Source organism: Streptomyces netropsis (assembly GCF_014203545.1).
Lineage (GTDB): Bacteria > Actinomycetota > Actinomycetes > Streptomycetales > Streptomycetaceae > Streptomyces > Streptomyces netropsis.
Map to the genome: position 1 here is coordinate 211,854 of NZ_JACHJG010000013.1, position 25,728 is coordinate 237,581.

Sequence of the window (25,728 nt, forward strand, 5' to 3'; positions counted from 1 at the left end):
GGGGCGGTCGGGCCAAGGCCCCCTCAGTCCAAGAAGTGGAAGGTCGGCGCGGGGTGCATCAGGAAGTCGTGGTGCGAGATGTTCCAGGCGTACGCGCCGGCCATGGAGAACGCCACCCGGTCCCCCACCCGCAGCTCGGCCACCGGGACGCGGCGCGCCAGGGTGTCCTTGGGGGTGCACAGCTGGCCGACGAGCGTCACCGGCTCGTCCAGGGCGGCCGGGCGCGGCCAGGGCCGCTCCCACGCGTCGACGGGCAGCACGGTGAAGGGCTGGTCGTGCTGTTTGGCGGCGGGGGTGCGCAGGTGGTGGGTGCCGCCGCGCAGGATCGCGAAGGCCTCGCCGTGGCTGTGCTTGAGGTCGAGGACCTCGGTGACGTACCAGCCGCAGTACGCGGTGAGCGCCCGGCCGGGTTCGACGCGCAGGGTCAGTCCGGGGTTGCGGACGGCCAGGTCGCGCAGGCCCGCGCCGTAGGAGTTCCAGTCGAAGGGGACGGCCGGGCGGGTGTAGTCGACGGCCATGCCGCCACCGACGTTGATCTCGGTGAGGGTGAGGCCGTGCCGGTCGGCCAGCTCGCGCGCCCAGTCGGCGACCCGGGCCGCGACGACGAGATGGGCGCCCTCGCTCAGTCCGCTGGCCAGATGGGCGTGGATGCCGCGCAGCCGTAGTCTCCTGCCGCGCAGCAGCGGCAGGCACGCCTCGGCGCGGCGGGGGTCGAGGCCGAAGGGGCCGGGTCTGCCGCCCATGGCCAGGGCCGCCCCGTCCAGCTCGTCGTCCCCCGCCGGGAGGTTGACGCGCAGCAGCACGTCCACGGGGGCGTCGCCGGGCTGTTCGTCGGCGAGTTCGGCGAGCAGCCGCAGTTCGCCCTCGCTCTCCACGTGGAATCGCCGGGTGCCCAGGCGGAGGGCGAGCCGCAGTTCGGCCTCGGTCTTGCCGGGGCCGCCGAAGGCGACGGGGAGGGTGGGGACGGCCTTGCGTACGTGGGCCAGTTCACCGCCGGAGGAGACCTCGAACCCGGTGACGTGCGGAGCGAGGGCCTGGAGGATCTCCGGGGCGGGGTTGGCCTTGGCCGCGTAGTACAGCTCGACGCTGCCGGGCAGGGCGGCCCGTATCGCGCGCGCGTGGTCGTCGAGCGCGGCCAGGTCGTAGACGTAGGCGGGCAGTTCGTCGGCGGGCAGGCCGGCGGCGCGGGCGGCGGCGCGGGGGGTGATCACGGTGTGGCACTCCAGGGTTCGGTGCGGGTGGTGCCCGGGAACGCGGACAGCAGGTCGGGCACCAGGGGGGAGGCGATGCGGACGTAGCCGGCGTCCCGGTCGGCCTTGCGTTCCCAGCGGGTCAGCAGGTTGGTCTTGGCGGGCAGCGGCACCCCGGCGACCAGGGCGCGCAGCGGGGGCGGGTCGCCGTGGGCGGTGGCGCGCCGGTCCAGCGTCGCGCGCACGGCGCGCCACAGCTCCGGTTCCAGGTGCGGGTGCCGGTCGGCGAGGGCGGCGAGCATCTCGGCGAGGTGGTTGACGAGCAGGCAGTAGACGACCCGGTCCCAGCCGCGTTCCCGGTCGTACGTCATGGGGCGGGCCACGTCGTCGGCGAGGGTGGCGAGGGCGGTGGCGTGCCGGTCGGGGAGCAGTTTGGTCCCCTCGAGGTCCCGGAAGAGGATCTGCCGGGGGGTGCCGTCGGCGTCGACGCCGAGGACGACGTTCTGCAGGTGCGGTTCGAGGACGACGCCGTGGTCGAAGTAGGCGGCGAGCACGGGCGGGACGAGCAGGCCGAGGTAGGCGTCCCACCAGGCGAGTGCCTCCGCCGGGCCGGCGGTGGCCGGCAGCCGGGCGAGCTGCGCGCCGCCGGTGGGGTATTCGTCGGCGACGGCGGCGGCGAGCAGCCCGGTGACGCCGGGGGCGAGCCGGGCGTCCAGGCCCTCGCGGACGATGACGCCGAAGCCTTCGGCCAGGTCGCGGCTGCCGAGGTCGAGGGTGCGGTAGGCGGGCTCGCGCAGCAGGTCGGTGCCGGGGAAGCGGGCGGCCAGGTCGGCGGCGACGGGCTCCAGCAGCCGGGTCAGGGCGACGGCGCCGGTCAGCTCGTACTCGGCGTTCTTGCGCAGGCAGTTGGTGATGCGGATGTTCAGGCTGAACTTGAGGAAGTCCCGGCCGTCGTAGAGCGTCCGCACCGAGGCGGTCGGCTCGAACTCCGCGCCGCGCGGCCCGAGGTCGAGGACGTCGCGGCGGCCGATGGCGGCGCGCAGCGTCCGGTCGTCGCGGAGCATGGCGTACTGCCAGGGGTGCACGGGCAGCAGTCGGTAGCCGTCGGGGACGGTGCCCTGCCGGTCGAGGGCGGCGAGGGCGCCGGGCGTCGCGGTCTCCTCGCGGACGTGCTCCCGCCGTACGGCCAGGTGGCGGAGCCGGAAGCGGGCGCGGGTCTCGGGGGCGTAGCGGTCCCAGTCCGCCAGGGAGCCGGTGCGGGCCTTGGGGGTGGGGTGGAATCGGTGGCCGAAGAGCAGGGACTGCTCCGAGTCCATGTAGGCGTCCGCGCCTCGCCGGCCCGGGGTCCCGCTCTCCCGGCGGGCCGCGTCGAGGGCGGCGCTCACGCCCGCGTGGCTGGAGGCCACTTGGGCGAGGAATTCGTCGTTGCGGACGCCGGTGCGCAGTTCCAGCTCGCGGTGGATGTGCTCGGCGACGGTCTGCCAGGGCAATTCGGCCCAGCCGTCGGGGCGTTGCGCGCTGACGGGCCCGGTGAAGCGGTGGGCGCCGATCAGGGAGGCGCGGCGCAGGGCGACGCGCAGCAGCGCGCCGCAGCGGGGCAGGCGCAGCAGCAGGTGTCCGTCGCTGACGGCGGTCTGGTGCTCGGGGCCGGACACCTCGCGGAGCAGGCAGTTCAGCAGGGTGTGCGCGACGACGTGGTCGGCGTCCGCCCGGCCCGCGAGGGCGGTGGCCTGCGGGCGGTGCGGCGCCCCTGACGAGCGGGGCGAGCGGGGAGGCGAGGTGGGAAGGGGCGCGGAGGACATTCAGCGACTCCAGCGGGTACGGAGGGCAGTGGGGGTGCCGGCGGGGGCGGTCGGCGGCAGCGGGTACCGGCGGTGCGGTGACGCCCATGGAGTGAGTGTGCCCACCTGGAGGGGTGCGGCCACGAGCACGGGCCGGGCACCGGACCGGGTCGCCATCACGCCTCCCTTCGCAGGTAGTTGGGGCCTTCGACGTAGTACTTGTTGATGTCGGCGGCGCCGGACCGCTCCTTGGTGAGCAGGGTGCCGGCGGTGACCATGGCCTTGACCGGCAGCCGGTCGGCGTCGAGGACCCGGGCGCGCAGCACGGCAGCCGGGCCGGGGGCGAGCCGGTCCACGGCTTCGGCGAGCCGGTGGCGGAGCTGCCCGAGCAGGGTGTCCAGCCGGGCACGGCCGGTGCGGGCCAGCTCGAAGGCGAGGGCGCCCGCGCACAGGTGCACGGTGATCGTCGCGAAGACGTCCGCGACGGGGCCGTCGCCGCCGACGAGGATCCGCCGGTCGTCGAAGCCGAGGAGGTCGGCGGCCTCGCCGCCGAGCCGCCGGGCGAGCCGGACGGAGTGCACGCGCGGCCCGTCGTTGTCCTTGAGCAGCAGGCGCAGCCGGGGGCCCGCGGGGGTCTCGTCGAGGACGACGGAGGTGTTCTGCTGGTGGGATTCCAGGGCGATGCCGTACGCGAACAGGGTGGTGTGCCAGTCGAGGAGCAGCGTCAGATAGGCGTCGAGGAAGGCGGTGAGCGAACCGCCGTAGTAGCGCCCGGCGAGTGCGTCGGCGACGAGCGTGCCGTCGGGGGTGCGGGCGAGCAGCGCGGCGACGGGCACGATGTGCGCGTCGTGGAGACCGGGCGGGTGGCGGCGTACGAGGGCGGCGAGGAGTTCGTGGGCGGCGCCGAGGTGGGTGCGCTCGTCGGCGAGGAGCACGGTGGCGGCGAAGCGCGGCTCCGCGGCGATGACCTCTTCGAGGAGCCGCTGTCCGACCTCGCCGTCGTCGAGGGTGCCGGGTTTGATGGTGCGCCGGTTGCGCAGGCCCAGGGTGGCGGTGGCGAGCGGGAGTTTGAGGTGGACCTCCGGGTCGTCCACGACGGCGAGGGTGCGCATCGACAGGGTCGGCGTCACCGTGAGCCAGGGCCGTTCGGCGAGGTGGGCGGAGCCGTCGAGCCCGGCGGCCTTCAGCGCTTCGGCGAGCGGGTCGCCCACGGTGAGGGGGTGGACGGGCAGGGTGAGGTGGGTGGTGTCGAGGCCGGGCAGGCCGAGGGCGCCGGCCGTGGGCCACCAGTGCGGGAGCTCCGCCCGGCCGCCGCGTACGGCGTCGCGTGGGGCGGCGAGCCAGCGCAGGGCGAAGGTGGGGTGGAACTCGGGCGCGTAGGCGCGGAGTTCCGCCTCGGTGAGTCCGGCGCGGGCCCGGCCGGTGGGGTAGACGGGGTGGTCGCGGAAGGCGGCGAGGGTGTCGTAGGCGAGGGAGCGGCGCGGGCCCGTCCACCGGCCGGTGTTCCGTCCGTAGGCCCCGGCCAGCCGCTCCACGACGTCTTCGCGCACCCGGCCGTGCAGGCGGGCGGCGGCGAGCGCCTCGTCGCACTCGGCGAGGAAGTGGTCGAATCCGGCCCGGTCCCCGGGGGCCACCGCGGCGCGCAGCCGGGTGAGGACGGGGCGCAGCCCGGTGAGGACGCCGTCGGGTGTCTCCAACAACGGCTCACGGGCCCGCACGTCGCACTGGAAGCCCTCGGGTGCGACGGGCAGCGCGCAGCCGTCCCCGCCGACGCGGAGCCGGAGCCAGTCGCCGTCCGGGCGCCGTTCGGTGCGCGCGCGGCTGCGCAGGCCGTAGGTGTCCTCGCGGAGCAGCGTGCTCAGTATCCGCCCGAGGAGTTCGTCCTCCACCGGGTCGGAGCCGTTCGGGGTCATGACACGATCTCCCAGCGCCGGTCGGCCAGGAATTCCTCGACGGCCCGGTCGATCCGGCCCTGGTCGGTGCCGGTCGCCCGCAGTACTCCGAGGTAGTCGCGATTGGTGCGGTGGAGCGGGTGCTCTTCGCCCCTCTCCCGCAGCGGCCGGTAGACCAGCCGTACGCCGTCGCGCTCGGTGTCGCTCGCCTGGGGGGCCGCGACGAGCGTACCGCCGCGGTCCGCGCAGACGTACTCCACGCGGGCCCGGCCGTCGGTGCGTGCCCCGAGGTCGGCGGGCAGCGGCTCGCCGAGGTGGACGCGCAGGATGTGCTCGAAGAGCGGGATGTCCAGCAGGTGGGCGAGGGTGAGGTCGCACTGGTCGCCGATGGCCCGGTAGTTGACCTCGATCAGGCGGGCGCGGTCGCCCTGGATGACGAACTCGGTGTGGCAGGCGCCGAAGCCGACGCCGAGGGCGTGGAGCTGTTCGAGGACCCGGTCGGCGTGCGGTCGCGGTGGGGCGGGCAGCAGGTCGAGCCGCTCCTCGATGAAGTACGGCGGCGGGGACAGCCGGGTGCGGAAGGCGCCGATCGTGTGCAGGGTGCGGCCGTCGCCCAGCGTCTCCAGCGTGTGCAGCGGGCCGTCCAGGTATTCCTCGACGAGGAGCGCCGCGTGGGGCCTGCGTTCGCGGATCTCCCGGCAGCGCGCCACGAGTTCGTCGGCGTCCTCGACGCGTACGACGTCCTCGCTGGCCACGCCTTCGCGTGGTTTGACGACACAGGGGAAGGGCGCCTCGAGGTCCTTCAGGGTGGCCGGGTCCTCGACGGGCCCCAGTTCGGTGGACCAGACGGTGTCGACGCCCGCTTCGGCGAGGCTGCGGCGCAGCTGGGCCTTGTTCTTGGTGCACAGCGCGGCACGCCAGTCCTTGCCGGGCAGGGCGAAGTAGTCGGCGGCGAGGGCGGCCTGCGTCTGGAGGTGGTCGCTGTTGGTGAAGACCGCGTCGGGGCGGCCGAGTGCGGACATCCGCCCGATGACCTCGCGGAATTCGCGTACGTCGCAGTACACGACGGTGAGTTCGGGCCAGGGGCCGTCGTGGGCCGCTCCTTCGGTGAACCGGGCGTAGGCGCGCCGGTGGGCGGCCGGCTGGTCGGTCAGGAGGGTGACGGCGAGACCGAGCCGGGCGGCCGCGGGAAGGAAGCCCTCGGTGACGGAGTCGGTCGGGTTGAGCGCGAGCAGATGAAGCCGCACGGGAGGCGCCTTTCGGGGCGGGTGGCGGGTTTCGGGCAGGTCTCAGCGCCGTGGGGGCGCGCTGAAAGGGGTGTTTCCGCCGGGCCGCACCGCACAGGCCGCCCGGCTGGGGCTACGTTCCGGGGGTCTCGATGCCGGCGGTCCCGGCGCCGACTGCGTGCGCGTATCCGTCCCGCCCCGTCCCGCCGCCGCACGCGGTGGGGGTGGCGGTGCCGGTGGGCAGGGCGCGCGCCCCGATCGGCCTTCGGAGGACGGGCCGACGCCGGCCGGGCGGGCATCGGACGTGACGGAGCGCGGGCCGGGCGTCCGCGACCACGAGCACCGCGCAGCGGGCCGGCTCGGGGGCGACGGCCCGGAGCGCAGCCTTCCGTGGGCGCGCGGCCACGGTCCGGTTCTCCCGGAGATCGATCGCCTTCACACCAGAGACCTTAGGTTAGGCAAACCTAAGGATGCCAATCTCCCTTGGCGGTTTGGAGGCAATGCCCACATTTTTCGGGGCGTGAAGTCACCTGCGCACGCCCAGGTTTCGGTAGCGCGCGCGGCGGGCGGTAAGCCGTTCACCCTGTTCACGCCCCTTGAGGACAGCGAGTTCGGCGCCGAGGATCCGGCCGAGCCGGGGAAGGAAGCCGTCGGGGTCCGCCGTCTCTCCCTCGCCCTCCTCCACGATGCGGTCCACGATGCCGTTCGCCAACAGGTCGGCGGACCGCACCCCCTGACGTTCGGCCACTTCGTACGCCCGGTCCGTCGTGCGGTACAGAATCGCCGACGCGCCCTCCGGCGGCAGGGGCGACAGCCACGCGTGACGGGCCGCCAGCACCCGGTCGGCCGGGAGCAGCGCGAGGGCGGCACCGCCCGCGCCCTGCCCCAACAGCAGGCACAGGGTCGGGGCGGGCAGGGCCATCAGGTCCGCGAGGCACCGGGCGATCTCCCCCGCCAGCCCGCCCTCCTCCGCGTCCCGCGACAGCGCGGCCCCGGCCGTGTCGACGACGGTGAGCAGCGGCAGGTCCAGCTCGGCGGCGACCCGCATCCCCCGCCGCGCGGCGCGCAACCCGGCCGGACCGAGCGCCTGACCGTGCGCGGGAACGCCTGATTCCACGGCGTCCGTGCCCGGTTCCTCCGCGTGGCTGCCGCGGTCGTGACCGAGCACGACGCACGGGGTGCCGCCCACGCGCGCGAGCGCGAGCAGCAGTCCGGGATCCCGCTCCCCCGCACCCGTGCCACTGAGCGGCGTGACGTCGGTGGCCGCGGCCCTCAGCAGCCGCCGCACGCCGGGCCGCTCGGGGCGCCGGGAACGGCGAATCGATTCCGCGGCGGAGGCGGGGACCGGAGCCGGAGCCTGATCGTGCGCACCGGCGGGGTCCTTCGGCGGGGCGTCGACGGCGGCGTCCCCGCACAGCACGGTGAGCGCCCGCGCCACCGTCTCCGGCAGCCGGTCGGCGGGCAGCACGGCGTCCACCAGACCGTGCGCCAGCAGGTTCTCCGCGATCTGGACGCCGGGCGGGAACTCCTCGCCGTAGAGGGCCTCGTGGACGCGCGGCCCGAGGAACCCGATGAGGGCACCCGGTTCGGCGGCGGTGACGTGGCCGAGGGAGCCCCAGGACGCGAGGACTCCGCCCGTCGTGGGATGGCGGAGATACACGAGGTAGGGCAGCCCGGCGGCCTTGTGGTCGGTGATCGCGGCGGTGACCTTCACCATCTGGAGGAAGGCGATCGTGCCCTCCTGCATCCGCGTGCCGCCCGACGCGGGCGCCGCCAGCAGCGGCAGCCCCTCGGCCGTGGCCCGCTCCACGGCGGTGACGAGCCGCTCCCCCGCCGCGACGCCGATCGACCCGGCCAGGAAGCGGAACTCGCAGGCCACGACCGCCACTCGACGCCCGCGCAGCAGACCCTCACCGGTGACGACCGACTCGTCCAGCCCGGTGCGTTCGCGCGCGGCGAGCAGATCGGCCCGGTAGGCGGGGTCGTCGGTCGTCACCTCGACCGGTTCGTCCCACCCGCGCCAGCTACCGGGGTCCACCACCGCTTCGATGAGGTCCAGGGCACTGGTGCGGGGGCTCGTAGCACTCATGGGGCCAGCCTGCCACGAGTTCCCTGCGGACGTGTCTCTGTGGGCCGGGGTGTGCACCCCCGCTGCGCGGCGGTGTCCTCAATCGCCGGACAGGCTGCTGTGCCTTGTCCTCAAACGCCGGACGGGCTGCTGTGCTCTGTCCTCAAACGCCGGACGGGCTGATTCAGCCCGTCCGGCGATTGAGGACGCGCCCGCAGGGCGCCCGCCGCCACAGGCGGCGGGACGAACCACCGGCCAGGCTAACGGCCGAGGAGCCCGGCGAAACCTCCGGAGCGGGCGATCTCCTCGAGGTCGTCCAGCGCCTGTCGGGCGTGCCCGGCGGCGACGGGGTCGCGCTCGGCGATGCCGCTCTCGTCGAACTCGTCCTCGTCCAGGCGCAGTACCGTGGCCCCGTCGGCCGAGAGCCACAGGTCGAGGTCCAGGTCGGTGACGACGAGGCCGTCCGCCTCGACGCGGGCGGGGCGGGTGACGTCGCAGTACCAGCCCTTCACGGCCCCGGCGGCGTCCCGCACCTCCTTGACGGCGTACCAGCGGTCGCGCCAGTAGTGCTCGGTGAACACGTCACCCTTCTCGAACCGCACGAAGCCGAAGTCCCGGGTGTCGGCGCCCGCCCACGGGGCGCGCACCACGACGTGCGTGCCGTCGTCGCGCACGACGGTGGCGGGATACCGCACCTCGGGCCGGGGCTCCTTGACCAGCCTCACCGTCACCGCGTCGCCCGCCGTCAGCGTCCCGCTCATGGTCCCGCTCATGGAATCCGCTCCCCGTTCGTAGATCGTTCGGCGGCAGCTTCCTCCATGGCGGGATCCAGGGCCAATGGTTTTCGGGACCGGTCGACCGGCCGACGGCGCACGGCCCCGGGTTCCCGCGTTCAGACGGCCATCGGGACCGGGCGCTGGTCCGGGCCGTTGTAGGCACCGAGGGGGCGGATCAGGGCGTTGTGGTCGAGTTGCTCGGTGATGTGGGCGGTCCAGCCGGTGACGCGGCTCATGACGAAGATTGGTGTGAAGGCCGGGGTGTCGAAGCCCATCAGGTGGTAGGCGAGGCCCGCGGGGTAGTCGAGGTTGGGGTGGATGCCCTTGCGGTCGAGCACGGCGTGGCGGAGGGCGGTGTGCAACGCGGCCAGGCGGACCGCCTCCGGATCGCCGGTGCGGGCGACGAGCCGGTCGGTGGCCTCCTGCATGAGCGGGACGCGGGAGTCGCCGTGCTTGTAGACGCGATGGCCGAAACCCATGATCTTGCGCCGCGCGGCCAGAGCCCCGTCCAGCCACTCCGCCGCCCGCCCCGGGTCGCCGATCTCCCGCAGCATGTGCATCACCGCTTCGTTGGCACCGCCGTGCAGGGGGCCCTTGAGCGCGCCGATGGCGGCGGTGACGGCGCTGTAGAGGTCGGAGAGGGTGGAGGTGACGACGCGGGCGGTGAAGGTGGAGGCGTTGAAGCTGTGTTCGGCGTAGAGGATGAGCGAGATCTCGAAGCAGCGGACCACCTCGGGCTCCGGGACCGCTCCGAAGCACATGTGGAAGAAGTTCTCGGCGAGCCCGAGTGCGGGGTCGGGGAGGATCGGGTCGAGGCCGCGGCGGCGACGGTGGTCGGCGGCCACCACCACGGGCAGCTTGGCCAGCAGGGTCAGCGACTTGGCGCGGTTCGCGGCGGGGCTGCCGTCGTCCTCGGTCGGGTCCTCGGCGCCGAACAGGCTGACCGCGGTGCGCAGGACGTCCATGGGGTGGCAGGTCGAGGGCAGCCGGGTCAGCAGTTCGGCGGTGGTGCGGCCCAGTGGTCGCAGGGCGCGTTCGCGGGTCTCGAACTCCCGCAGCTGGCCGGCGTCCGGGAGTTCACCGTAACGGAGCAGATAGGCGACCTCCTCGAAGGAACGGTGTGCGGCCAGTTCCTGTACGGGGTAGCCGCGGTAGGTGAGGGAGTTGGTCTCCTGGATCACGGTGGAGACGGCGGTGGTGTCGACGACGACACCGGCCAGTCCACGGTGGACGCCGGGCGGGTTGACGGTCATGGGCATGCCCCTTCTCGGGTGCCGGGCGGGTCTCAGGTGCCGGGCTGGTCTCTCAGGTGCCGGGCGGATCTCAGGTGCCGGGCGAGAGGGTGAAGTCGAAGACGGCCGAGTCGAAGGCCGTGTACTCCTCGTAGCCGAGGAGCTCGTAGAGCCGTGAACGGGTCTGCATACGCGGCAGCAGGGACGCCTGGGTGCCGTCGGCGGCGATCGCGCGCAGGCCGTCCTCGACGGCACCCATCGCGAGCCGCAGCAGGGTGACGGGGTAGAGGGCGATGTTGTAGCCGAGGTTCTCCAGCGTGGTGGCGTCCAGCAGCGGGCCCTTGCCGAACTCGGTCATATTGGCGAGCAGCGGCACGTCCACGGCCTCGCGGAACGCCTCGAACTCGCCCTCGTCGGCGAGCGCCTCCGGGAAGACCGCGTCGGCGCCCGCGTCCACGTACGCCTTGGCCCGGTCGATCGCCGCCGCCAGACCCTCGACCGCGCGGGCGTCGGTGCGGGCCATGAGCAGGAAGTCCGCGTCGCGGCGGGCGCGGGCGGCGGCCTGCAGCCGACGGACCATGTCCGCGCGCGGGACGACCGACTTTCCGTCGAGATGACCGCATCGCTTGGGGTTGACCTGGTCCTCCAGGTGGAGCCCGGCCAGGCCCGCGTCCTCCATCAGCTGCACGGTGCGGGCGGCGTTCATCGGCTCGCCGAAGCCGGTGTCCGCGTCGATCAGGGCGGGCAGATCGGTGACGCGGGTGATCTGCTGCGCGCGGGCGGCGATCTCCGTGGAGGTGGTCAGTCCGATGTCGGGCAGCCCGAGGTCGGCGGCGAGTACGGCTCCGGAGAGGTAGACGGCCTCGAAGCCGGTCTCCTGGACGAGCCGGGCCGACAGCGGGTTGATCGCCCCAGGCATCCGCAGCAGCCGGCCCGAGGCGAGCCGCTCCCGGAAGGCGCGGCGTCGCGATCCGGGGGTGGTGTGGGTGTGCAGCATCAGAACAGGCCTTTCGGGAGCCGGGCGTCGTCCGCGGCGAGGGCGTCGGTGTCGACGGCGGGGAAGAGGGCGTCCAGGCCGGCGGGGTCCAGCTCGGCCAGCCGGCCCGCCGCGTCCAGGAACCGTTCCCGCGCGTCCGCCGCGACCACGCCCTCGGCCAGGGTGTGGAACTTGGCCGTGTACCCGTCGCGGTCGAAGGGCCGGGCCCCGGCGGGGTGGGCGTCGGCGACGGCGAGTTCGTCCTCGATCACCGTGCCGTCGGCCAGGGTGATCACGGCCCGCCCGCCGAAGGCCCGGCGCGCCGGGTCGGGGTCGTGGTAGCGGCGGGTCCACTCCGGGTCCTCGACCGTGGAGATCTTCCGCCACAGCTCGACGGTCCCGGGCCGCCGGGCGCGCTCGGGGGCGTAGGAGCGCTCGTGGTGCCAGCTGCCGTCCTCCAGGGCGACGGCGAAGATGTACGGAACGGAGTGGTCGAGGGTCTCCCGGCCGGCGGCGGGGTCGTACTTCTGCGGGTCGCCGGAGCCGGAGCCGATGACGTGGTGCGTGTGGTGGCTGGTGTGCAGCACGATCTCGCGCACCCGCTCCGGCGGCCCGGTCCGCTCCCGCAGCCGCCGGGCCAGGTCGATGACGGCCTGCGCCTGGTACTCGGCGGAGTGCTCCTTGGTGTATGTGTCGAGGATCCCGCGCCGCGCCTCGCCGGGTTCGGGAAGGGACACGGTGTACGAGGTGGCGGGGCCGCCCAGCATCCAGGCGAGGAAGCCGTCCTCGCCCTCGTACACCGGGGAGGGCGAGGTCTCGCCGCGCATCGCCCGGTCCACGGCCTCGACGGCGGCCTTCCCGGCGAAGGCGGGGGCGTAGGCCTTCCAGCTGGAGATCTCGCCCTTGCGGGACTGCCGGGTGGCGGTGGTGGTGTGCACGGCCTGCTGGACCGCCTGGTGGACGACTGCGACGGGCAGGCGCAGCAGGGCCCCGAGGCCGCAGGCGGTGGCGGCGCTCAGGTGGGCGACGTGGTCGATCCGGTGTTCGTGCAGGCAGATGCCCTTGACCAGCGCGACGTGGATCTCGTACGCGGCGATGATGCCGCGCAGCAGGTCGGCGCCGCGACGGCCGGTGTGCTGGGCGACGGCCAGCAGGGGCGGGATGTTGTCGCCGGGGTGGGAGTAGTCGGCGGCCAGGAAGGTGTCGTGGAAGTCCAGTTCGCGCACGGCCGTACCGTTCGCCCAGGCGGCCCACTCGGGTGACACGCGGAGGCCCGGCGCCGCGCCGAACACCGAGGCCCCGGGCGCGGCGCGGTGGGGCAGTGCCTGGGCGCGGGCGACGGCCACCGGGCGGCGGCGCAGCGAGGCGACGGCGACGGCCGCGTTGTCGACGACGCGGTTGACGGCCATGGCCGCGGACGGGGCGTCGAGGTCCGGGGCGTCCGGGGTTCCGGTGGCGGCGGCGGCCAGTTTCCAGGCGAGCTGTTCCTCGCGCGGCAGCCGGGCGGCGCTGGGGTGGACGCGTACCTGATGGTTGATCACGGGACTCCTCACGGCGTGCGGACGCGGTGTACGTGTCCGAGCCTGCCCGCCCCCGCCCTCGATCCGCGAGGGCTCCACCGTGTGGAATTCCGCCAGCCGTGAGCTGCGAATCTGTGAATTCTGCGAAAGGTGCGGATGCTACTTTCGCACGACGGAACGGGAGAGGGGGCCACGGCATGGCGCGTTCGGCCGGCCGGAAGATCTACGCGCACGCGAAGCTGCGCAGGCTCCGCCGTGAGCAGGGGATGAACCAGGTGGAGCTGGCCCGCGCGCTGGGCATCTCCACCAGCTATCTGAATCAGATCGAGCAGAGCCGGCGGCCGCTGACGGCCGCCGTGCTGCTACGGATCGCCGAGGTGCTGGGCGTCGACGCGGAGTTCTTCTCCGAGGCCGGCGAGGAGCGGCTCGCCACGGATCTGCGGGCCGCTCTCGGTGACGAGGCGTGCGGGGCGCCGCCGCCCGTCGAGGAGATCGCCGAGGTGGCCCGTGACCACCCGGAGGTGGCCCGCGCCCTCGTCTCCCTGCACCGGCGCTACCGGGACGCCGCCGAACGGGTCGCCGCGCTGGCCGCTCCCGGTGACCCGGCGGTCCTCCCGTCGGCCGAACCGCACGACGAGGTGCGGGACTTCTTCTACGACCACCACAACCACTTCGGCTCCCTCGACGTCGCGGCCGAGCGGACCGCCCTGGAGCTGGAGCTGCGGCCGGGCCGGTCGGCGGACACGCTGGCCGCCCGGCTCGCCGCCCGCCACGGGGTCAAGGTCGTCCAGGCCTCCCCGGCCCGGTCGGCCGACGCCCGGCGTTTCGACGCGGAGTCGGGGCTGGTCTTCCTGTCGCCATGGCTCAGCGACGGCCAGCGCGCGTTCCAGCTCGCCACGCAGATCGCCCTGTTGGAGCACGGCCCGCTGCTCGACGCGCTCGCCGGGAGCGCCGGACCGTCCTCTCCGGAGTCCCTGGCGCTCGCCCGGATCGGCCTGGCCGACTACTTCGCGGGCGCGCTGCTCATGCCGTACACGGCCTTCCACACGGCTGCCGAGAAGCTGCGCTACGACGTGGAACTGCTGCAGACCCGCTTCGGTGTCGGTTTCGAGACCGTGTGCCACCGGCTCAGCACCCTCCAGCGGACCGGGCGGCGCGGGGTGCCGTTCTCCTTCCTGCGGGTGGACCGGGCCGGCAACATCTCCAAGCGGCAGTCCGCGACGGACTTCCACTTCTCCCGGCTCGGCGGCACGTGTCCGCTGTGGACGGTGTACGAGGCGTTCTCGGCACCCGGCCGGATCCTCACCCAGGTGGCCGAGATGCCGGACGGCAAGCGGTACTTCTGGATAGCGCGCACGGTGACCCGCGGCGGCCCCGGCCATCACGCGCCGCGGGCGGATTTCGCGGTGGCACTCGGCTGCGAGGTCCGCCATGCGGCGCGTCTGGTCTATGCGGAGGGAATCGCCCTGGACGATCCACGGGCGGCCACGCCGATCGGGTTGGGGTGCCGGATCTGTGAGCGGAGGGACTGCGCGCAGCGGGCCCGGCCGCCGGCGGGCGGAAAACTCGCCATCGACCCGGACCGCCGGACCCGCGTGCCGTATCCGGTGGTGGGCGGTGAGTGAGGCGCCGCGGCACCCGGCCCGCCCGGCGATCGAGGGCGAAGGGGGCCCGGGTGCTTGCACCCGGGCCCCCGGCCCCGCTACCGGTGCGTGAACTCCGGCGGTCGCTTCTCCACGAACGCCGCCATCCCTTCCTTCTGGTCCGCGACGGCGAACACCGCGTGGAAGAGCCTGCGTTCGAACCGCACGCCCTCCGCCAGGGTCGTCTCGAAGGCGCGGTTGACCGCTTCCTTGGCCATCATCGCGACCGGCGCCGACATCCCGGCCACGGTCCCGGCCACCGCGAGTGCCTCGTCGAGGAGGTCGTCCGCCGGCACGATCCGGGAGACCAGCCCGGCCCGTTCGGCCTCCGCCGCGTCCATGGTGCGGCCCGTCAGACACAGCTCCATGGCCTTGGCCTTGCCGACCGCGCGGGTCAGCCGCTGTGAACCGCCGATACCGGGGATCACACCGAGCTTGATCTCCGGCTGGCCGAAGACCGCGGTGTCGGAGGCGAGCAGGATGTCGCAGAGCATGGCGAGCTCGCAGCCGCCGCCGAGGGCGTAGCCGGAGACGGCCGCGACGGTGGGCGTGCGGAGTTCACCGAGCCGGTCCCAGGCGGTGAACCAGTCGCTGAGGTACATGTCCATGTACCCCTGCGGCCGCATCTCCTTGATGTCGGCCCCGGCCGCGAACGCCTTCGGTGAGCCGGTGAGGACGATGCAGCCGATGTCGGGGTCGCGGTCGAGTGCGGCCGTGGCCTCGACGACCTCGTTCATGACCTGGAGGTTGAGGGCGTTGAGGGCCTTCGGCCGGTTGAGTGTGACGAGGGCCGTGCGGCCCTTGCGCTCGACGAGGATGGTCTCGTAGGTCATGCGCTGGTCGTTCCGTTCTCTTCGGTGTCCTGCGTGGACCGGTCCCTGATCGTCCGGATGATCCCGGAGAAGTCCTCCGCGGCCCCCGGTCCCTCGGCGAATTCCGCGTACAGCTCCGCGGCCCGCAGACCGAGTTCGGCGTGCACCCCGCCCGCGCGGAGGGCGTTGGCGGCGAGGCCGAGGTCCTTGGCCATCAGGGGCGCGGCGAAGCCGGGCCGGTAGTCGCGGCCCGCGGGGCTGCCCGGGACGGGGCCGGGGACCGGGCAGTTGACGGTGAGGGCCCAGCACTGGCCGGACGCGGTGGAGGCGACGTCGTAGAGGGCCTGATGGGACAGGCCGAGGCTCTCCCCGAGGACGAACGCCTCACTGACCGCGATCATCGAGATGCCGAGGATCATGTTGTTGCAGATCTTGGCGGCCTGACCCGAGCCTGCCGCTCCGCAGTGGACGGCCTTCTTGCCCATCGCCGACAGCAGCGGCTCGGCCTGCGCGAACTCGGCCTCGCCGCCCCCGGCCATGAAGGTCAAGGTGGCGGCTTCCGCGCCCATCACACCGCCCGAGACGGGTGCGTCCAGGGCGCGGTGACCGGCCCGCGCCGCGGCGTCGTGGGCGGCACGGGCGTCGGCCACGTCGATGGTGGAGCAGTCGACGAAGAGGGTGCCGGGCTTCGCCGCCGCGAGCAGCCCCTCGTCCTGGTAGAGGGCGAGGACATGGCGGCCGGCGGGCAGCATGGTGATCACCACGTCCGCGCCCGCGGCGGCTTCGGCCGCGGAGGCGGCCGGCTCGACGCCGGCGGCCACGGCCGCCGCCAGGGACGCGGCCGACAGGTCGTAGCCGCGCACCCGGTGCCCGGCCTTGACGAGGTTGGCGGCCATCGGGCCACCCATGTGGCCGAGGCCGACGAAGCCGACGACCGTGTTCACGGGGTTCACCAGGGCACCTCCTGCGGGGCGTTGTCGGCGAGGGAGAGTTCCCGGGCGCCGAGCGGTGCGAAGAACCGGGCCACGTCCGCCTCGCCGACCTCCGCGAGGGTCGCCGGGGACCAGCGCGGGGCGCGGTCCTTTTCGATCACCTGGGCGCGGATGCCCTCCACCAGGTCGGGGGCGGACAGGGCCGCGCAGGAGACGCGGTACTCCTGCTCCAGGACCCGCTCCAGCGGTCCGAGGTCCCGGGCGCGGCGCAGCGCGGCGAGGGTGACCTTCAGGGCGGTGGGCGACTTGGCGAGGATCGTCTCGGCGGCTTCCTTGGCGGCCGGGGTGCCCGCGGCGAGCAGCCGGTCGACGATCTCCTCGACGGTGTCGGCCGCGTAGCAGTGGTCGATCCACTCCCGGTCGGCGGCCAGCCGGCCCTCCGGTGCCTCGCGGACGTGGCGGGGCAGGACGTCGGACACGGCTCCGGCGGCGAGGTCCGCGGCGAGGGCGGGCAGTGCGTCCGCCGGTACGAAGTGGTCGGCGAGGCCGCACAGCAGGGCGTCCGCGGCGCCCATGGGTACTCCGGTGAGCCCGAGGTGCGTGCCGAGTTCCCCGGGGGCGAGGGCCAGCAGATAGGTGCCGCCCACGTCGGGCACGAAGCCGATGCCCGTCTCGGGCATCGCGACCTTGGAGCGCTCGGTGACGATCCGCACGCTGCCGTGGGCCGAGATCCCCACTCCCCCGCCCATCACGATGCCGTCCATGAGGGCGACGTACGGCTTGGGGTAGCGGGCGATGCGGGCGTTGAGCCGGTACTCGTCGCGCCAGAAGGCGGCCGAGGCGTCGCCGCCGGAGCGGGCGTCGGCGTGGATGGACCGGATGTCGCCGCCCGCGCACAGCCCGCGCCCGCCCGCGCCGGTGATCACGACGGTCTCGACGGCGGGGTCGTGCTCCCAGGTGGTGAGGGCCTCGTCGACGCGGCGCACCATGGTGTGGCTGAGGGCGTTGAGGGCCTTCGGCCGGTTGAGCGTGAGGTACGCGGCGCGGCCCTCGGTGCGCAGCAGTACGGAGTCGGCCGCCTCGTCCGTCGGGGTCATCGGGCGGCTCCCGTCAGTCCACGGGCCACGATCAGGCGCATGATCTCGTTCGTTCCTTCCAGGATCCGGTGCACGCGAAGGTCTCGGACGATCTTCTCGATGCCGTACTCGGTGAGGTAGCCGTAGCCCCCGTGCAGTTGCAGGGCGCGGTCGGCGACGGAGTAGCCGGTGTCGGTGGCGAAGCGTTTGGCCATGGCGCACAGCTGGGCAGCCTGCGGGTCGCCGCGGTCCAGTGCCTCCGCGGCCTGACGGACCAGGGCGCGGGCGGCGGCGAGTTCGGTCGCCATGTCGGCGAGCTGGAACTGGAGCGCCTGGGCGTCGAGCAGCGGTGCCCCGAAGGCCTCCCGGTCGGCGAGGTATTCCAGGCTGCGGTGCAGGGCGCTCTGCCCGCCGCCGAGGGAGCAGGCGGCGATCCCGAGCCGGCCGCCGTTGAGCCCGTTCATGGCGATGCGGAAGCCGTCGCCCTCGGCGCCGAGCCGGCGGTCGGCCGGGAGGCGGACGCCGTCCAGGACGACCTGGCGGGTGGGCTGGGCGTTCCAGCCCATCTTCTTCTCGTCGGGGCCGAAGGACAGCCCGGCGTCGTCCCGTTCGACGATGAACGCGGAGATGCCGCCCGGCCCCTCCCCGCCCGTGCGCGCCATGACGATGTACACCTCGGCGGCCCCGGCGCCGGAGATGAACTGCTTCACGCCGGTCAGGACGTAGGAGTCCCCGTCGCGTACGGCCCGGGTCCGCAGCGCGGCGGCGTCCGAGCCGGCGCCCGGCTCGGTCAGGCAGTAGCTGCCGAGGGTGTCCATCGAGCACAGCCGGGGCAGTCGGCGGGCGCGCTGGGCCTCGTCGCCGTAGCGGTCGATCATCCAGCCGACCATGTTGTGGATGGAGAGGTAGCCGGCGATGGAGGGGCAGCCGGTGGCCAGTACCTCGAAGATCAGCACGCCGTCCGCGCGGGTGAGGCCGGAGCCGCCGGCGTCCTCGCGTACGTAGACGCCGCCGAGGCCGAGGTCCGCGGCCTTGCGCAGCACGTCGAGGGGGAAGTGTTTGTCCTGGTCCCAGGCGACGGCGTGCGGGGCGAGGTGTTCCTGGGCGAAGTCCAGCGTCGTCTCGGCCATCGCGAGCTGGTCGTCGGTGAGTCCCGTCTTCATGGCGCTCATCCCATCGTGGGGATGGTGAAGCTCGCGCCTTCCTTGACCCCGGAGGGCCAGCGCGAGGTGACGGTCTTGGTGCGGGTGTAGAAGCGGATGGCGTCCGGGCCGTGCTGGTTGAGGTCGCCGAAGCCGGACCGCTTCCAGCCGCCGAAGGTGTGGTACGCGACCGGCACCGGGATCGGCACGTTGACGCCGATCATGCCGGTGTCCACGCGCCGGGTGAAGTCGCGGGCGGTGTCCCCGTCGCGGGTGAAGATCGCGACGCCGTTGCCGAAGGCGTGCTCGGAGGGCAGCCGCAGCGCCTCCTCGTAGTCCGCCGCGCGGACCACCGACAGGACGGGGCCGAAGATCTCCTCCTGGTAGATGCGCATGTCCGGGGTGACCCGGTCGAAGAGGGAGGCTCCGGCGAAGAAGCCGTTCTCGTGCCCGGCGAGGGTGAAGCCGCGTCCGTCCACGACCAGTTCGGCGCCCTCCTCCACGCCGAGGTCGACATAGCCGCGGACCCGGTCGACGGCGTCGCGGCCGACGAGGGGGCCGAAGTCGGCGTCGGGGTCGTCGGACCGGCCGATCCGCAGGGTGCCGATCCGCTCCTTGAGGCGGGCGACCAGCGCGTCGGCGGTGTCCTCGCCGACCGGTACGGCGACGGAGATGGCCATGCAGCGCTCCCCGGCCGAGCCGTAGCCCGCGCCGATCAGGGCGTCGACGGCCTGGTCGAGGTCGGCGTCCGGCATCACGATCATGTGGTTCTTGGCGCCGCCGAAGCACTGGGCCCGTTTGCCGTGGGCGGCGGCGGTGGCGTAGATGTGGGCCGCGATCGGGGTCGAGCCGACGAAGCCGAGCGCCTGCACCCGCGGGTCCTCGAGCAGGGTGTCGACGGTTTCCTTGCCGCCGTTGACGACGTTGAGCACGCCGGGCGGCAGGCCCGCCTCCAGGAACAGCTCGGCGAGCCGCAGCGGGACGGACGGGTCGCGCTCGGAGGGCTTGAGGATGAAGGAGTTGCCGCAGGCGATGGCCGGGGCGGCCTTCCACAGCGGGATCATCGCGGGGAAGTTGAACGGGGTGATCCCTGCGGTCACGCCGATCGGGCGGCGCAGGGAGTGCACGTCGATGCCGGTCCCGGCGTTGTCGGTGAAGTCGCCCTTGAGCAGATGCGGGATGCCGGCGGCGAACTCCACCACCTCCAGACCGCGCTGGATGTCGCCGAGCGCGTCGGGGACGGTCTTGCCGTGCTCGGAGGACAGCAGCCGGGCGAGGGAGTCCTTCTCGCCCTCGACGAGCTGGAGGAAGCGCAGCAGGACGCGGGCCCGGCGCTGCGGGTTCCACTCGCCCCATTCCCGCTGGGCCCCGGCCGCGTCGGCGATGGCCGCCTCGGTCTCGGCCCGGTTCGCCAGGGGCACCCGGGCCTGCACGGCGCCGGTGTTGGGGTCGTACACATCGCCGTAGGCACCCGATGTTCCTGGTGTGTGCGTGCCGCCGATGAAGTGGGTGAGTTCACGGACCATGGGAGAGCCTGCTCTCGTCAGGTGAGATCCGGGGATGGCGCGAAGCGTCCGGCGGAGGGCGCGAGGTGGCGCGCGGCCGCCGACGGGTCGCGGGACGCGAAGGGCATAGAGCCGTCAGGAAGCGGGAGTTGCCGCTCGCTGCGCCGGATCACCAGGGTCGTGGGTACGGACCGGTGCCATGCGTGTCTGCTCCATCCTCGTGGACAACACGGAACGTTCCGCGGCCGGTATCCTGACTCCCGGATCAGCGCGCGTCCTCGTGCCTTCCCGACATCCCGCTCGTCAGTGGCGTGTACCGCGAGGACGAACTCCCCGGTCACAGTGGCGGGACCGTGCCGGTTTCACACCGGCTTCCCTGCACCGCGGACCTTGTCCCCCGAACATATAGTTGGACGTCCTAGTAAGTCCAGGGGCTCCCGGTCCCGAGTGTCGGCCGGCCGATTTCAGCGGGGCCCCGTGTCCAGCACCGGGTACGGCACGAAGGTGCTGCGGTTCTCGTCGACGGCGAGGGGCCGGCCGAGCGGCGGAACGGCCCGCTGCGGGCAGTCCAGGCGCTCGCAGATCCGGCAGCCCATGCCGATCGGGGTGGCGGCCGAGGCGTTGTCCAGGTCGAGCCCGTCGGAGTAGACGAGCCGGGAGGCGTGGCGGATCTCGCAGCCGAGCCCGATGGCGAAGGTCTTGCCGGGCTCGCCCCAGCCGCCCCGGTGCCGGGTGACGGTGCGGGCGGTCCACAGATGACGCTGCCCGTCCGGCATGGCCGCGATCTGCACATGGATGCGGCCGGGAGAGGCGAACGCCTCGTAGACGTTCCACAGCGGGCAGGTGCCGCCGGCGCGGGAGAAGTGGAAGCCGGTGGCCGACTGCCGTTTGGACATGTTGCCCGCGCGGTCGACCCGGACGAACGAGAACGGCACCCCGCGCAGCCGCGGGCGCTGGAGCGTGCTGAGCCGGTGGCAGACGGTCTCGTAGCCGAGCCCGAAGCGGTCGGCGAGCCGCTCGATGTCGTACCGCAGTTCCTCCGCCGCGGCGTGGAACTCGCGGTACGGCAGGATCAGCGCGGCGGCGAAGTAGTTGGCGACGCCGATCCGGGCCAGCGGCCAGATGGCGGAGCCTTCCTCGTAGTCCTCCGAGGCGAGCCGGGTGAGTTCCCCGCCGTACTCCAGCAGGGCGAGCTGGGTCGCCATCCGGAAGGCCTGCTGGCCGGGGCGCAGCCGGTTCGACAGGTGCAGCACCCGCGCGAGGGGGTCGTAGCGGTGGAGCTGGTCGGCGTCGGCGGCGATGCGGACCCCGTGGCGTTCGGCGAGCCGGGTGGCCAGGGCCCGCAGCACCTCGCCGGGGCGGATGCCGATCTGGGCGGCCAGCTCCTCGGCGGCGGTGTCGGCGGTGGGGAGGTAGTTCTGCCGGCGGTAGAAGAACTCGCGGATCTCCTCGTGGGGGGAGCGCGGCATGGCCGGGTCGTCGGTGCCGCGGTGCTCGGCGACCTCGGCGAGCCGCTCGGTCAGGGCCTGGTTGCGCCGCCCCAGGTCGAGCAGCACCGCCGCCACGGCGGGCAGCCGGGAGGCGAGTTCCGACAGGTCGGTGGGTGAGACGCGGGCGGCGGCGACCTCGTCGGCGAGGGCCTCGCGCAGGTCGGCCAGGACACGGCCGGTGTCGCGCTCGGAGAATAAGCCGGGGTCCACGCCGAACGCCTCGGTGAGCCGGAGCAGTACGGGCACGGTCAGCGGGCGGGAGTCGTGCTCCATCTGGTTGAGGTAGCTGGGCGAGATGGCGAGCATCCGGGCCAGTTGGGCCTGGCTGAGCCGCCGCTCCTCGCGCAGCCGCCGCAGTCGTACCCCCGCGTATGTCTTGCTCACCCAGGCCCCCTTCGGCCGCCCCCGGCTCCGTGCGCCCACCCTAGCCGGGCGCAAGCGGAGTCGGATGTTGGCAAGGTTGGCAAACAAGTCCGAGAAGATTCACAGAACTTGGCAACCGGCCATGGTTGATGGCACTGAGTGCCGCTGCCAGAGTCGTAGCACGGCCCGCCGGAGCCCCCGCTTCTCAACATTGCCCGCTCAACGGGGGCACGGCGGGCCGCACTTACCAGGGGAAACGCTTTCCCTTCGCATTCTTGACAGAAGTCCGGGCGGATTCGCTGCGGTCCCCGCAGGGGTCCGGTACGGATCCACCGCGGACTCACCGCGGATCCGACGCGACACGGCGACACTGGGAGACGGTCATGGCGCAGGCAGGGACGACGACGGCCGAGGAGCTGGCACAGCGGTGGGCGACGGACCCGCGCTGGCAGGGCGTGCGGCGCTCGTACGGCGCCGAGGACGTGGTGCGGCTGAGCGGCAGCGTCCGGGAGGAGCACACCCTGGCCCGGCGCGGCGCCGAGCGGCTGTGGCGGCAGCTCCACGAGCGTGACTACATCCACGCGCTCGGCGCGCTGACCGGCGGCCAGGCCGTGCAGATGGTCAAGGCCGGGCTGCAGGCCATCTACCTGTCCGGCTGGCAGGTCGCCGCCGACGCCAACCAGGCCGGGCACACCTACCCCGACCAGAGCCTGTACCCCGTCAACTCCGTGCCGACCGTGGTGCGCCGGATCAACAACGCGCTGCTGCGCGCCGACCAGATCGCCACCGCCGAGGGCGACGGCGCGGGCGTCGACTGGCTGGCCCCGATCGTGGCCGACGCCGAGGCCGGCTTCGGCGGCCCGCTCAACGCCTTCGAGCTGACCAAGGCGATGATCGCGGCGGGCGCGGCCGGCATCCACTACGAGGACCAGCTCGCGTCCGAGAAGAAGTGCGGCCACCTCGGCGGCAAGGTCCTGGTGCCCACCTCCCAGCACATCCGCACCCTCAACGCGGCCCGCCTCGCCGCCGACATCGCCGATGTGCCGACCCTGATCGTGGCCCGTACGGACGCGCTCGCCGCCAACCTCCTGACCACCGACGTCGACGAGCGCGACGCCCGTTTCTGCACCGGCGAGCGCACGGCCGAGGGCTTCTACCGCGTCGAGCCCGGCATGGGTCCCGTGATCTCCCGGGGCCTCGCCTACGCCCCCTACGCGGACCTGCTGTGGGTGGAGACCGGCACCCCCGACCTGGCGCAGGCGCGCGAGTTCGCCGAGGCCGTCCACGCCGAGTACCCCGAGCAGATGCTCGCCTACAACTGCTCGCCTTCCTTCAACTGGCGGGCCGCGCTGGACGACGACCAGATCGCCAAGTTCCAGCGGGAGCTGGGGGCCATGGGCTACCGCTTCCAGTTCATCACCCTGGCCGGCTTCCACTCCCTCAACCACGGCATGTTCGACCTGGCCCGGGGCTACGCGGAGCACGGCATGCCCGCCTATGTCGACCTCCAGGAGCGGGAGTTCGCCGACCAGCAGCACGGCTTCACCGCCGTGAAGCACCAGCGCGAGGTCGGCACCGGCTACTTCGACCAGGTCAGCACGGCGCTCAACCCCGCCGCGGAGACGCTCGCGCTGCGCGGCTCCACGGAGGAGGAGCAGTTCCACTAGGGCCTGGCCGGCGGATCTTCGCGGACCCCCGGCGCCCGGCGCCGGGGACACCTCCCGGCGGTGGCCGGGGGAACCCGCCGCGTCGCCGGCGTCGCCCGGGTGCGCCCGGTACGAGGGCGGCCCCCCACCGTGCGCCCGCACCCACCGGACGCCGCTCGCCGACCCACGAAGATCCACCGGGCAGCCCCCAGGACCCGCGGCCCGCGTGACCCGCAGACCCGGGCAGGCCGGATCACCCCGGCCCGCCCCTCCGGCTCAGGAGCATCCCCATGACTCTCACCTCCAGGCGCGTCCACGCCGAGTCCCCCACCCGCCACCTCGTCCGGCGCCCGGCGGTACGGTCATGAGCGCGCGCATCCGACGGGTCGGAGTGGTCGGCGGCGGCCGGATGGGCGCCGGAATCGCCGAGGTCTGCGCCCGCGCGGGGCTCGACACGGTGGTCTGCGAGACGGACGCCTTCGCGGCCCGGCAGGCCCGGGAGCGGATCGCCCGGTCCCTGGAGCGGGCCGTCGAGCGCGGAAAGACGGACCGCGCGACAGCGGCGGACGCCCTCGCCCGGATCGCCTTCAGCGGCGACCTGGCCGATCTGGCCGACCGGCAGCTCGTCGTCGAAGCCGTCGTGGAGAACGCCGAGGCCAAGACCGAGATCTTCGGCGCCCTCGACAAGATCGTCGAGGATCCACAGGCGATCCTGGCCACCAACACCTCCTCGATCCCCGTGATGCGCCTCGGCATGGCGACCCGCCGCGCCGACCGCGTGCTGGGCCTGCACTTCTTCAACCCGGTGCCGGTGCTGCCGCTGGTGGAGATCGTCATCTCGCTGCACACGAGCGCCGAGGCTGCCGCCGAAGTCGAGGAATTCGCCGTCACGACACTCGGCAAGACCGCGATCCGCTCCCAGGACCGGGCGGGCTTCGTCGTCAACGCCCTGCTGATCCCCTACGTGCTCGCAGCGGTCCGCATGGCGGAGTCCGGCTTCGCGACCGCCACCGACGTCGACGCCGGCATGGAGCTGGGCTGCGCCCACCCGATGGGCCCGCTCAAACTGGCCGACCTGATCGGCCTCGACACGGTCGCCTCCATCGCGGAATCCCTCTACGCCGAGTTCAAGGAGCCCCTCTACGCGCCACCGCCGCTGTTGCTACGGATGGTCGAGGCGGGGCTGCTGGGACGGAAAACGGGCCGGGGGTTCCATATATACGACCGGGGCTGAGGGGCCCGGGTCACGGCCGGGGCTGAGGGGCCCGGGTCACGGCCGGGGCTGAGGGGCCCGGGCCGCTACGGAGCGGCGCGGAGCGACCACGGGGGGGCGCGCCGCGCCCTCCGCACGCTCTGGGATACGCCGAAGGGCGGCAGCACCGGTGTGATGCTGCCGCCCTTCGGCATGCGGGGGTCGACTCCTTAGTACGCGGAGTTGACGTTGTCCATGGAGCCGTACTTGTCGGCGGCGTAGTTGCAGGACGCGGTGATGTTGGCGACGGGGTCGTAGGGGTCCCAGGAGGTGCCCTCGACGTGGTAGGCCTTGAAGGTCGGGTCGATGATCTGCAGCAGGCCCTTGGAGGGGACACCGTTGACGGCGTTGATGTCCCAGTCGTTGATCGCGCGGGGGTTGCCGGTCGACTCACGCATGACGTTGCGCTTGATGCCGTCGTAGGTGGCGGGGATGTTCTTGGACTTCAGGATGTCCAGGGACTCCTTGATCCACCCGTCCAGGTTGTCCGCGTAGGCCTTCTTCACCGGAGCCGCCGGGGCCGCGGGCTTGACGGGGGTGCGGGCCTGGGAGCGGCTGGCGGCCTGCTGATCGGCGCGGGCCTTGTCGCTCTTGGCCTTCGCGGCGGCGTCGGCCTTCTTCTTCGCGGCAGCGGCGTCGACCTTGGCCTTGGCGGCGGCGGTGTCGGACTGCTTGCCGATGTTGTCGTGGGCGCCGAGGTCGGTGGTGGTCCACGCGACGGGCTTCACGGCGATGGAGGGGGTCTCGGCGGCGGCATGGCCGGGGGTGACGGCGAAGGCCAGGGCCGCGGCGCCCGCAGCGGCGGTCAGGCCGGCGGCGGAGAGCTTGTGGGTCTTGGTCAGTCGGGCAGTACCGGTGATGGTGGAGCGCATGCTGGCTGAACCTCTTCCAATCGCGTGAGTCGCACTGGCCGGATCGGCGCGAAAAAAGCGCCGCGTCTCGATCGACGGCGCCATGCGACTCGGCAATTGTTAGCGGCCCGAAAACCCGCTGGCAAAGGTGTGACCTACTACCCCGCCCCCGAACAACACACCCCCGCACACCCCACCCAGCACCCCATTTCACACCCTTATGTCCGAATCGGGATCCCACTATCCGGGTTCGTACGTGATCTGGATCCCATGAGCGGCCTCACACCACACCCCCCACCCCCACACACCACGTGACCGCACAGGCGCATGGCGTGCACACCGGCACCGGCGTCAT

20 protein-coding genes and 1 riboswitch are annotated in these 25,728 nt (G+C 73.3%); of the genes, 3 read left to right on the plus strand and 17 right to left on the minus strand.

All coding sequences use genetic code 11. The annotated features are described in order from the left end of the window. Nucleotides 1–23 precede the first annotated feature (23 nt). The 10 genes from FHS38_RS35690 to FHS38_RS27515 form a co-directional block, all read right to left on the minus strand. Entirely contained in the window at nucleotides 24–1,211 is a 1,188-nt protein-coding gene (locus tag FHS38_RS35690) for a type III PLP-dependent enzyme (protein WP_184737979.1), read from the minus strand. Further along, nucleotides 1,208–2,992: an IucA/IucC family protein gene (locus FHS38_RS35695; protein ID WP_184737981.1), complete on the minus strand. Its 1,785-nt coding sequence runs from the start codon at nucleotides 2,990–2,992 to the stop codon at nucleotides 1,208–1,210. The genes FHS38_RS35690 and FHS38_RS35695 overlap by 4 nt, the downstream gene beginning before the upstream one ends. Nucleotides 2,993–3,147: 155 nt before the next feature. Continuing rightward, a complete protein-coding gene (locus FHS38_RS27480; RefSeq protein ID WP_184737983.1) occupies nucleotides 3,148–4,884 on the minus strand; it encodes an IucA/IucC family protein in 1,737 nt (578 codons plus the stop codon). Further along, nucleotides 4,881–6,110 (minus strand): ATP-grasp domain-containing protein, encoded by a 1,230-nt coding sequence (locus FHS38_RS27485; RefSeq protein ID WP_184737985.1) that lies wholly within the window; start codon nucleotides 6,108–6,110, stop codon nucleotides 4,881–4,883. The genes FHS38_RS27480 and FHS38_RS27485 overlap by 4 nt, the downstream gene beginning before the upstream one ends. Nucleotides 6,111–6,222: 112 nt before the next feature. Then, nucleotides 6,223–6,528: a hypothetical protein gene (locus FHS38_RS27490; RefSeq protein ID WP_184737987.1), complete on the minus strand. Its 306-nt coding sequence runs from the start codon at nucleotides 6,526–6,528 to the stop codon at nucleotides 6,223–6,225. A gap of 87 nt (nucleotides 6,529–6,615) precedes the next feature. Further along, nucleotides 6,616–8,178, minus strand: a complete 1,563-nt coding sequence (locus tag FHS38_RS27495) for a carboxyl transferase domain-containing protein (RefSeq protein ID WP_184737989.1) — start codon at nucleotides 8,176–8,178, stop codon at nucleotides 6,616–6,618. 239 nt (nucleotides 8,179–8,417) lie between these two features. After that, nucleotides 8,418–8,930, minus strand: a complete 513-nt coding sequence (locus FHS38_RS27500; RefSeq protein WP_184737991.1) for a ribonuclease FAU-1 family protein — start codon at nucleotides 8,928–8,930, stop codon at nucleotides 8,418–8,420. Between the two features lie 119 nt (nucleotides 8,931–9,049). Then, nucleotides 9,050–10,186, minus strand: coding sequence for a bifunctional 2-methylcitrate synthase/citrate synthase (locus FHS38_RS27505; RefSeq protein WP_184737993.1), 1,137 nt, complete (start codon nucleotides 10,184–10,186; stop codon nucleotides 9,050–9,052). A gap of 70 nt (nucleotides 10,187–10,256) precedes the next feature. Further along, on the minus strand, nucleotides 10,257–11,162 hold the full coding sequence (gene prpB, locus FHS38_RS27510) for a methylisocitrate lyase (protein WP_184737995.1): 906 nt from the start codon (nucleotides 11,160–11,162) through the stop codon (nucleotides 10,257–10,259). After that, nucleotides 11,162–12,682 (minus strand): MmgE/PrpD family protein, encoded by a 1,521-nt coding sequence (locus FHS38_RS27515; protein ID WP_184737997.1) that lies wholly within the window; start codon nucleotides 12,680–12,682, stop codon nucleotides 11,162–11,164. Before FHS38_RS27515 ends, prpB begins: the two co-directional genes overlap by 1 nt. Before the next feature lie 176 nt (nucleotides 12,683–12,858). Here FHS38_RS27515 and relB point away from each other — a divergent pair, with 176 nt between their 5' ends. Further along, the gene (gene relB, locus FHS38_RS27520; protein ID WP_184737999.1) at nucleotides 12,859–14,286 is read left to right on the plus strand and encodes a type II toxin-antitoxin system RelB family anti-toxin; all 1,428 of its coding nucleotides are present in this window, start codon (nucleotides 12,859–12,861) and stop codon (nucleotides 14,284–14,286) included. Nucleotides 14,287–14,363: 77 nt separating this feature from the next. Here relB and FHS38_RS27525 read toward each other — a convergent pair whose 3' ends face one another. From FHS38_RS27525 to FHS38_RS27550, 6 genes are all read right to left on the minus strand, one after another. Then, complete coding sequence (locus FHS38_RS27525; RefSeq protein WP_184738001.1) at nucleotides 14,364–15,137, minus strand: enoyl-CoA hydratase; 774 nt, start codon at nucleotides 15,135–15,137, stop codon at nucleotides 14,364–14,366. Then, nucleotides 15,134–16,060 carry a 3-hydroxyisobutyrate dehydrogenase gene (gene mmsB, locus FHS38_RS27530; RefSeq protein WP_184738091.1) on the minus strand — a complete coding sequence of 309 codons (927 nt, stop codon included), beginning with the start codon at nucleotides 16,058–16,060 and terminating at the stop codon, nucleotides 15,134–15,136. The genes FHS38_RS27525 and mmsB overlap by 4 nt, the downstream gene beginning before the upstream one ends. Nucleotides 16,061–16,065: 5 nt before the next feature. Further along, nucleotides 16,066–17,145, minus strand: a complete 1,080-nt coding sequence (locus FHS38_RS27535) for an enoyl-CoA hydratase/isomerase family protein (RefSeq protein ID WP_184738003.1) — start codon at nucleotides 17,143–17,145, stop codon at nucleotides 16,066–16,068. Beyond that, nucleotides 17,142–18,296 (minus strand): acyl-CoA dehydrogenase family protein, encoded by a 1,155-nt coding sequence (locus FHS38_RS27540; RefSeq protein WP_184738005.1) that lies wholly within the window; start codon nucleotides 18,294–18,296, stop codon nucleotides 17,142–17,144. The genes FHS38_RS27535 and FHS38_RS27540 overlap by 4 nt, the downstream gene beginning before the upstream one ends. Further along, nucleotides 18,293–19,792 (minus strand): CoA-acylating methylmalonate-semialdehyde dehydrogenase, encoded by a 1,500-nt coding sequence (locus tag FHS38_RS27545; RefSeq protein ID WP_184738007.1) that lies wholly within the window; start codon nucleotides 19,790–19,792, stop codon nucleotides 18,293–18,295. The genes FHS38_RS27540 and FHS38_RS27545 overlap by 4 nt, the downstream gene beginning before the upstream one ends. A gap of 205 nt (nucleotides 19,793–19,997) precedes the next feature. Continuing rightward, nucleotides 19,998–20,172: riboswitch (cobalamin riboswitch) on the minus strand. 63 nt (nucleotides 20,173–20,235) lie between these two features. Further along, entirely contained in the window at nucleotides 20,236–21,645 is a 1,410-nt protein-coding gene (locus FHS38_RS27550; RefSeq protein ID WP_184738009.1) for a short-chain fatty acyl-CoA regulator family protein, read from the minus strand. Between the two features lie 362 nt (nucleotides 21,646–22,007). On the opposite strand from FHS38_RS27550, the gene aceA reads away from it, so the two are divergent. Together aceA and FHS38_RS27560 are read left to right on the plus strand one after the other, a co-directional pair. Then, nucleotides 22,008–23,291: an isocitrate lyase gene (aceA, locus tag FHS38_RS27555; protein ID WP_184738012.1), complete on the plus strand. Its 1,284-nt coding sequence runs from the start codon at nucleotides 22,008–22,010 to the stop codon at nucleotides 23,289–23,291. A 343-nt stretch (nucleotides 23,292–23,634) separates the two neighbouring features. Further along, nucleotides 23,635–24,504 carry a 3-hydroxybutyryl-CoA dehydrogenase gene (locus FHS38_RS27560; protein WP_184738014.1) on the plus strand — a complete coding sequence of 290 codons (870 nt, stop codon included), beginning with the start codon at nucleotides 23,635–23,637 and terminating at the stop codon, nucleotides 24,502–24,504. Nucleotides 24,505–24,692: 188 nt separating this feature from the next. Here FHS38_RS27560 and FHS38_RS27565 read toward each other — a convergent pair whose 3' ends face one another. After that, the gene (locus FHS38_RS27565) at nucleotides 24,693–25,394 is read right to left on the minus strand and encodes a transglycosylase SLT domain-containing protein (protein WP_184738016.1); all 702 of its coding nucleotides are present in this window, start codon (nucleotides 25,392–25,394) and stop codon (nucleotides 24,693–24,695) included. Nucleotides 25,395–25,728 lie beyond the last annotated feature (334 nt).